The following is a 2,989-nucleotide window of genomic DNA, read 5'->3' on the forward strand; positions in this document are numbered from 1 at the left end:
CGGGTTAAGGAGCTGTTACAGATAACTTGGACAAATTATTCACCAGCCACTAATTAAAAAAGAGGCGGCTGCCTCTTTTTTAATTGATACAATTGTCAGAAAGTACGTGCTGGAGCGGGTTGCTAGATACTAGAGTGATAATCTTTTTGTCTGTTAGGTCGTCAATAATAGTCTTAAACGCACGTCGCGATATGTTCCGGGAATTTTTAGCAATTTCGGCCAATTGCCGATCCTGTATACCGTTCTTTTTTCCGTCAGTGAACAGTTTAGACTGTAGAAAAATGTACAAAATTGAGTTGTAATCATCATTCAATGTTGGGTATAGTTTTTGGATGTGTTTCATATTTTCATCCAGTTTTGATTTTCTAGACTGCATTTGAGTTATTACACTTTGTTGGCCATCAATTATGATGTCCAACATTCCGTCAATAAAGTTGGTTAAATCACCACGGTTTTCAATATTCCCGGCGTCACGAAAGAGTTGATAGTATTTTTGAACGTGGTTGTGAATGCTCGTTGATATGGTAAGTCCTGTAAATGAGTCTAATTTTTTAGATAAGTAGGACGAAAGGAGGTACCGGCCGGTTCGTCCATTTCCGTCTTTAAATGGATGTGTATTTTCAAACATGAAATGTGTAGCCAATGATTTGTCAATTGGTGTCAGTCGATCATCATTCATAAATGAAATTAGTTGAGTAAGTGCTACGTTAATTTCTGATTCTTTTTCTGGCGGTAAGTGAACAGCCGTTTTATCAATTCCGCTTCCTTTACCTATGAATACAAAACTATCGCGAAAAAGTGTGCCATCGGGTAAATCTTTATCTGATATCTCGTCCTTTAGCAGCTGGTTGTAGATGTTTCTAAAGTCCGCCAGAGTTTTAATCTGTTGTTGTTTAGCGCCCAGTGCTGATGTATATTGCCGAATGGTAGATTCAAGACGCCGATTACTTGATTTTTTTTCTGAGTCGACATCCCAGACAATCGTACTAATTTCTTCGGGATTGGTATGAACACCCTCTATTTCATTTGTGAAAAATATTTCATTAGTTAACAGCGATCGGAGGTAGCTTTCAACAGCAACTTGGGGCATGTTGTTTCGGCTTGTGATTGCCGAAATTGATGTCGAAAGTCGATGAACTTCGTCAATCTTTTGTAAATGTTGAGGAGTTACAACCCAGAAAATTGGATAGGGGTTGATGGATGTACTGTGTCCACTAGCCAGGCCAAGTTCAAGCTTTTCTTTATCAACAAGTCGAGGGTATAGATTTGTGATTACGGTTGAGTAACCGTTAAGCCTTTTTTGGTACTCATTCTCAACAGCGTCATTAGACAACCGAGTACGACCGTCAGCACCGTATTTGAATTTGCTCAATAGTTTGTAATTTGCCATTTTAATTTACCTTTTTGCGTAATTTGGTTAAATTGGGGTCGCTGCGACATTTACATTTTACCATAATGCGTGTTTTGGTAAAATGCGAGTAAAAATTATCCTGTATATTTAACCGAAAATGATGTTTTGGTCACTTAATGATGAATGGTGCCAGCGTTACAAATTTCAGTTATAACATTTCGACGCTTTTCTAAGTGGTTGCTTTTTCCCCCAACTTCCGCCCCAAGTCCCATCCCCCGGCCAGTCCACTCGTGTATAATAGCCTATAAGACATTCAACCCGACTAACGAGGTGATCCACTTGAAACTCAAAACCCAATCGAACCTGATGAAGACTCTGCTAGTGGCGGTGCTGCTGCTGGTGGTCGTGTCGCTTGTGTTCGTCAGTACCAAAATCGGCTTCCTGTTCACGCCAATCAGCACGTTCCTGTCGACCATCATGGGGCCGTTCCTCATCGCGGGCTTCCTGTATTACTTGCTGCAGCCGCTGGTGAAGCTGCTGAACAAGCTGCACGTGCGGGGGCGGGCGGCGTCGATTATGGCGTTCGTTTTGCTCGTGCTCATCCTGGGTGGCGGGCTTGCGTACCTGATTCCGCAGATTGTGACCCAAATTGCGGCGATGGTGCAGAACTTGCCGAGCTTCCTGACTGACACCGAGAAGTTCGTCCGCGACTTTGCGTCCAGCCGGCTGGCGGAAGAAATGCACCTGAGCAGCATTTTGAGCTCGGTCGAAATCAACCGCAACGCCATTCTTAAATTTGTGACCGCCCACGTCAGCACTGGTGCGACCAGTGTTGGCGCGGTGGTGGGCCACATCGGCAACGCGCTCGTGAACATCTTCATGGCACCGCTGGTATTGTTCTACTTCATGAAAGACGGCAACAAGTTGTCGCCGAACATCCAGAAGTTCCTGCCGCAGCAGTGGCGGCCATTTACCGCCAACCTGCTGCACCGGATGAACGCGACGATGGATTCCTACTTCACCGGCCAGTTCACGGACATGCTGATTGTCGGGATTCTGAGCTGCATCGGGTATGCCATCACCGGCACGCCGTACGCATTGCTCATTGGGATCACGGCCGGCATCATGAACATGGTGCCGTACATCGGTCCGTGGCTTGGCGCGATTCCCGCCGTGGCCGTGTCCGCGACGGTCTCCTGGAAACAGGTGCTGTTTGCCGTCATCGTGGCGGTGGCTGTGCAGCAGATTGACAACAACTTCGTCTACCCGAACGTGATTGGTAAATCAATGGAGATCCACCCGTTGACCGTGCTGGTACTCCTGCTGACGGCCGGCAACATGTTCGGCCTGCTCGGGGTGATTCTCGGGATTCCCGTTTACGCGGTGGCCAAGACCGTGTTGGCGTGCCTGGTGGCCGAACCCCGCATTCCGTTCTTCAACTGGATGCGCGATGACGCGGCGGTGCAAGCTGAGGCGACGGGGGACGACGACGACCCGGCAACTCCGGCAGACGACGCCAATGATAACATCGAAATCAAATAATTAATGTGTTCAGCAGTGGTCATTTGGGACCGCTGCTTTTTTCGGAACTATGTCAAACGGTGTTGAATAGTAAATTTATCATTTGGAGTTCGTCCT

Annotated in this window: 2 protein-coding genes; one reads left to right on the plus strand and one right to left on the minus strand. The window is 46.7% G+C overall.

All coding sequences use genetic code 11. The features are described 5' to 3' along the window. Nucleotides 1-79 precede the first annotated feature (79 nt). Nucleotides 80-1,390, minus strand: a complete 1,311-nt coding sequence (locus FC18_RS09235) for a Fic family protein (protein ID WP_056976141.1) — start codon at nt 1,388-1,390, stop codon at nt 80-82. A gap of 300 nt (nt 1,391-1,690) precedes the next feature. Here FC18_RS09235 and FC18_RS09240 point away from each other — a divergent pair, with 300 nt between their 5' ends. Then, nucleotides 1,691-2,893 carry an AI-2E family transporter gene (locus FC18_RS09240; RefSeq protein ID WP_054680708.1) on the plus strand — a complete coding sequence of 401 codons (1,203 nt, stop codon included), beginning with the start codon at nt 1,691-1,693 and terminating at the stop codon, nt 2,891-2,893. The last annotated feature ends 96 nt before the right edge of the window (nt 2,894-2,989 follow it).

This window comes from Lacticaseibacillus sharpeae JCM 1186 = DSM 20505 (assembly GCF_001436225.1).
Taxonomy (GTDB): Bacteria; Bacillota; Bacilli; order Lactobacillales; family Lactobacillaceae; genus Lacticaseibacillus; species Lacticaseibacillus sharpeae.